The sequence below is a fragment of the Streptomyces sp. MnatMP-M17 genome (assembly GCF_900091995.1).
Lineage (GTDB): Bacteria > Actinomycetota > Actinomycetes > Streptomycetales > Streptomycetaceae > Streptomyces.
On record NZ_FMDK01000883.1, the window covers coordinates 1 to 4847 of the forward strand.

General features: G+C 69.8%; 5 protein-coding genes and 1 pseudogene. 4 read left to right on the top strand and 2 right to left on the bottom strand.

Going from position 1 to position 4847, the window contains the following annotated elements; translation table 11 throughout:
- Window positions 1–690, bottom strand: a pseudogene (locus tag GA0115259_RS32685) (nitrate- and nitrite sensing domain-containing protein); the annotation flags it as partial.
- A gap of 500 nt (window positions 691–1190) precedes the next feature.
- Between GA0115259_RS32685 and GA0115259_RS32690 the strand changes: the two are divergent.
- Window positions 1191–1973 (top strand): protein phosphatase 2C domain-containing protein, encoded by a 783-nt coding sequence (locus GA0115259_RS32690; protein ID WP_093603668.1) that lies wholly within the window; start codon window positions 1191–1193, stop codon window positions 1971–1973.
- A gap of 153 nt (window positions 1974–2126) precedes the next feature.
- Here the strand turns inward: GA0115259_RS32690 and GA0115259_RS32695 are convergent, their stop codons facing one another.
- Window positions 2127–2621, bottom strand: a complete 495-nt coding sequence (locus GA0115259_RS32695; protein WP_093603670.1) for a MarR family winged helix-turn-helix transcriptional regulator — start codon at window positions 2619–2621, stop codon at window positions 2127–2129.
- Between the two features lie 220 nt (window positions 2622–2841).
- Between GA0115259_RS32695 and GA0115259_RS32700 the strand changes: the two genes are divergently transcribed.
- From GA0115259_RS32700 to GA0115259_RS32710, 3 genes are all read left to right on the top strand, one after another.
- Window positions 2842–3726, top strand: coding sequence for a lysozyme (locus GA0115259_RS32700; protein WP_093603672.1), 885 nt, complete (start codon window positions 2842–2844; stop codon window positions 3724–3726).
- A gap of 127 nt (window positions 3727–3853) precedes the next feature.
- Window positions 3854–4018, top strand: a complete 165-nt coding sequence (locus tag GA0115259_RS32705) for a UTRA domain-containing protein (RefSeq protein ID WP_093603676.1) — start codon at window positions 3854–3856, stop codon at window positions 4016–4018.
- Window positions 4015–4794, top strand: a complete 780-nt coding sequence (locus GA0115259_RS32710; RefSeq protein ID WP_093603674.1) for a GntR family transcriptional regulator — start codon at window positions 4015–4017, stop codon at window positions 4792–4794. The genes GA0115259_RS32705 and GA0115259_RS32710 overlap by 4 nt, the downstream gene beginning before the upstream one ends.
- The last annotated feature ends 53 nt before the right edge of the window (window positions 4795–4847 follow it).

Consider the following 4847-nt stretch of genomic DNA (forward strand, 5'->3'; position numbering starts at 1 on the left):
CGCGCGGTACGCCTCCAGGGCCGAGCCCTTGCCGGTGAGGGCGGTACGGCGGATGGAGGGAACGGTGGAGAGGTCGTGCAGCAGACCCGGAGAGGCCGAGGCGGCCGTACGTATCTCGTCGATCTGGCGGTCGACACGGGCGCTGCGGGTGTCGGAGATGGTGTGCTTGCCCTTGTCACCGCCGCCGGAGCTGGAACCGGTGCCTGTGTCGCCGGAGCCGGAGTCGGTGCTGCCGTTGGAGCCCGCTGTGTCGCCGGAGCTGGAGCCGGTGCCGTCGGCGGAGCCCGTCCCGTCCGGCTGCGTCTCCCGGCCCGCGGCGATGAAGACGACGACCTCGTCGCGTTCGTCCGCGAGGGAGTGGGCCAGGACCACGGCCTGCTGGTTCAGCTCGGCGAGAGTGACCAGACGCTGGGCGTCGTTCAGCTCGGCGGAGGCGGTCAGCACGGCGGGCGCGCCGGCCGCGACGACGGTGATACCGAGGACGGCGACACCGGCGACCAGCCTGCTGCGTACGCGCACGCGGCGCCCTTCTCCGGCCGTACCGCCCGCGGCGAGACCGTTCGTAGATGCGGGCACAGACGCAGACGCAGGCACGGGCGTGCTGCTCGCGCTGTCGGCCCGGCCTTTGCTCTTACCGGACGTGTCCTTGCCGGACTTGCCCTTGTCGGACTGCTTGTCCGTCCCGGCCATGCCTACCGTGGCCTTGCCGGTCTCAGCCTTGGTCGCCCCGCCGCGCGTGACACCGTTACCCCGAGGCCGCTTCTTCTGCACCGGTGCTCGCATTCTTGTACTCGTCCGCCCATGAAGCAGAGGTGACGACCGGTCACAACGAGAGAGCCCCCACCCCTGGTACGGCTTCCGACCATTCCAGCGCATGTGCGAGGGAGGCACGTATCGGCCGCTCCGCCACCCGAACGAGTGAACATCACGAACGAGTTGGCAAACAACTCTTCCCAGCCGAGGCCCTGCCGGAACCTGGCGTGCCGGGTGGACCTTCTGGACATGCTTTGGCAGGATGCGCGCCCGCAGCTTCCCCGATGCGCCCTTTCTCATCCCGTCCCGGTCCCCTTCGGCGTTCATTCTGACCGAATGACAGTGGTTGACCAGGCCGTACGAGTCCATCGACAGTGCGTGCAGAGACCGTGAAGGAGTCATGCGGTCCGCCGGGGGAATCGTGCAGACTGGACATCATGCGCATCGAACTGGCCAGCGTGCCGGGGGCCGCCGCGAGGCCCAATGAGGACTGGACATCCGTCGCTCTGCCCGCCGCCGGCCGGGGCGGAACGCTGGTCGTCCTGGACGGGGTGACACCGCCGGCCGGGGACGACGGTTGTGTGCATGGTGTGTCGTGGTTCACCTCCCGGCTCGGCGGAGCGCTCGCCGAACTGTCCGGTTCCCGCCGGGATATGACGCTGGCAGAGGTCCTCGGCGTATCGATCGCGCGTACGGCGGACGCGCATCGCGAAACATGTGACCTTTCTCACGTACGCACCCCTCAGGCCACCGTCGTACTGGCACGTTGGGGCCCGGACGAGGTCGAACATCTGGTCCTTTCCGACTCGACGCTGTTGCTGGAGTCGCCGGACGGCGGTGTACGGGCGGTGCTGGACGACCGTCTCGACCGCGTCCCGCGCGAGGTGCTGCGCTCGGTCGCCTCGACGGACGCGCTGCGCAACGCGGAGGGCGGCTTCTTCACGGCGGCGGCCGACCCGGCGGTCGCGGCGAAGGCGGTGACGGGCCGTACGCCGACGGCGCGGGTACGGTCCCTGCTCGCGCTGACGGACGGCGCGGCCCGCTGGGTGGAGGTGTTCCGGGAGGGCGGCTGGGCGGACTGTCTGGCGCTGGTACGGAAGAACGGCCCGCAGGAGCTGATCGACCGGGTCAGGGCGGCGGAGTGGGCGGACCCGGACGGAGTGACGTTCCGCAGAGGCAAGACGAGCGACGACGCGACGGTGACGTACGTGGAGCTGTGACGGCGGGGGCGGGGCGAGCCGGGGCAGCGGGGCGGTCGGGGGCAGGCCTGGGGGCGGCCGGGGCGGGGTCGGCCAGGGCGGCCGGATCCACGAGGGGGACCACCCTCGTGACCCGCGGTCCCGGCCCCGCACCCGCCGGCTCTCCCCGCCGTCTCAGCTCTCCGCGCGCTCGTTGAGGTGGTGGAGCAGCCGGGCCAGTTCGGCGATCTCCGCGCGGTCCCAGTCCGCCAGCTTCTGTACGTACAGCTCGCGGCGGGCGTTCCTGACCCGTCGAAAACGGGACGTGCCCTCGTCGGTGATCCGGATCAGCCAGGCGCGTCCGTCGGCCGGATCGGGCTCGCGCGTGACCAGGCCGAGCGTCTCCAGCGCGCGGAGCTGACGGCTCATCGTGGCCTTGCCGACGCCGAAATACGCGGCCAGTTCCGTGGCCCGCTGACTGCCGGCCTCCTCCAGCCGTACGAGCAGGCCATACGCCCCGGGCTCCAGCTCGGGATGGACCTCGCGCGCCACCTCGCCGGAATTGGCGCGGGCTCGGCGCAGAAAGACGGCCAATTCCCTTTCCAGGGCCAGGAATTCCTGGTCCACACCACTCCACCGGCCGTGCTCCGGCTCATTTCCCGTACCACTCCCGTGCACGTCAGCACCCATCGCGCGCTTTTCCGCCCCTGAAAGTTTCTTTCGCCGACGGCTGTTGCCGCGGCCCGGTCAGTATTTCGCAGGTTTATTCCGGGGGCAGCCGCGTGGCGTGCTTCCGTCAACTGGTCTACATGCGTAGCGTTATGAGTGACATGTCCATCTCCACCCCATGTCGTCCGATTCATACGCTCCCCCACTCTGCTCCCCCCCACGAGGTCTTCGGAGGCACGAAATGCCCGTGCACAGATCCGGAACGACCGGCCGCGCGCTCATCGCCGCGGTCGCCGCGCTCCTCACCACTCCCGCGCTCCTCCTCGCCCGGCCGGGCGGGGCGAGCGCGGCCGACATCCCGGCGGATCCGCCGGCCGAGACGTCGACGGAGACGTCGACGGAGACGTCGACGGAGACACCAGTACGAGGCTCGGCCCATATGGGCATGGGCATCATCGAACACGACGGCCAGGGCGCACTGCCCCGTACGGACCGCGCCCCGCAGACCGAGGGCGTGGATGTCTCCGGGCACCAGGCGAACGTCAACTGGTCGGCCCTGTGGAGCAGCGGGGTGGAATGGGCCTACACCAAGGCGACCGAGGGGAGCTCCTACAAGAACCCGCACTTCACGCAGCAGTACAACGGCGCGTACAACGCGGGGTTGATCCGTGGCGCGTACCACTTCGCCGCGCCCGACGGCTCCAGCGGCGCGCACCAGGCGGACTACTTCGTCGACAACGGCGGCGGCTGGTCGCGCGACGGCAGGACGCTGCCGGGCGTGCTGGACATCGAGTGGAATCCGTACGGCGCGGCCTGCTACGGCAAGACGCGGGACCAGATGGTCGACTGGATCGGCGACTTCCTGGACACCTACCGCTCCCGCACCGGCCGCGACGCCGTGATCTACACGGCCACGAGCTGGTGGAAGACCTGCACCGGCAACTATCCGGGCTTCGGCGCCACGAATCCGCTCTGGCTCCCCCGCTACAGCACGACGGTGGGCGAACTGCCCGCGGGCTGGGGCTTCCACACGATCTGGCAGTACACCAACAAGGGCCCCATCGTCGGCGACCACAACAGATTCAACGGCGCCCTGGACCGAGTCCAAGCCCTGGCCAACGGCTGACCACACCCCTGCCCCACACGGTCCCGGTCCACTTCCCGACCGGGACCGCAGTCATGACCGCACTCATGGCCGGACGTCCAATCACACGGGAGCGGATCCGGTCTTGAAGGCCAGCCATACGGTTTTGATGCCCACGCCGGAGGAACAAGAAGCCCTGCACACCGGCCCGGACGAACCGGTTCTCCGTCTCTCGCGGGTCACCCTCGACACCGACGGCCGGTCCATCCAGGTCGACATGATGACCATGCCGGCCCACCGTCAGCGGCTGCGCTACGAGATGCGGATCGGATGACCGTGCCCAGGACCGAACACGACGCGTACGACCGCCGTTCCCTCCACGAACGGATCGCCGCCGACCTGCGCGACGAGATCATGACCGGCGACCTCGCGCCCGGTGCCCGTCTGCCGTCCACCGCACAGCTCAAGGACCGGTTCGACGCCTCGAACGCCACCGTGCAGAAGGCGCTCCAACTCCTCAAGGACGAGAGGCTGGTCGTGGGCCGCGCGGGTGCCGCCGTAACCGTACGGGAACACCGGCAGCGCACCGTACGGCCCGCCTCGTACATGGCTCCCGCTGCCAACGGTGAGCCCTACCGCCGGCTCACCGAGACCGCGAAGCACGGTGGGGAGGCCCGGAGCAGACTCCTCTCCGTGGCCGAGGCGGAGCCCCCGGCGGACGTCGCCGCCGCGCTGGCTCTGCCCGAGGGTGGTACGGCTCTGCTCCGGCATCAGGTACTGATGCTCGACGACGAGCCCGTCGAACTGGTCCATTCCTATTACCCACTGGACATCGCCCGAGGCACCGCGCTGATGGAACGCCGCCGTATCAAGGGAGGGACCCCGACGCTGCTGGCCGAACTCGGTCACCCGCCCCGGCGCAGCGTCGACCGCGTCTCCGCGCGTGTGCCCACTCAGGAACAGTACGAAGCGCTCCGCCTGCCCGGCGATCTGCCGGTACTGCGGACGCTGCGTGTGGTGTACGGGGACGGCCGACGGCCCGTCGAGGCCACGGTCATGGCCAAGGCGGGCCATCTGTACGAGCTGCGCTACGAGTTCACGCCGGAGTGAACCGCCGACAGGCGCGTCGCACGCCCGCGGCCGGAACCCTGTGGTGGGTTCCG

Coding starts and splice junctions, on each gene's coding strand:
- GA0115259_RS32690 (WP_093603668.1), top strand. CDS start 1,191: ATGCGCATCGAACTGGCCAGCGTGCCGGGGGCCGCCGCGAGGCCCAAT.
- GA0115259_RS32710 (WP_093603674.1), top strand. CDS start 4,015: ATGACCGTGCCCAGGACCGAACACGACGCGTACGACCGCCGTTCCCTC.
- GA0115259_RS32700 (WP_093603672.1), top strand. CDS start 2,842: ATGCCCGTGCACAGATCCGGAACGACCGGCCGCGCGCTCATCGCCGCG.
- GA0115259_RS32695 (WP_093603670.1), bottom strand. CDS start 2,621: ATGGGTGCTGACGTGCACGGGAGTGGTACGGGAAATGAGCCGGAGCAC.
- GA0115259_RS32705 (WP_093603676.1), top strand. CDS start 3,854: ATGCCCACGCCGGAGGAACAAGAAGCCCTGCACACCGGCCCGGACGAA.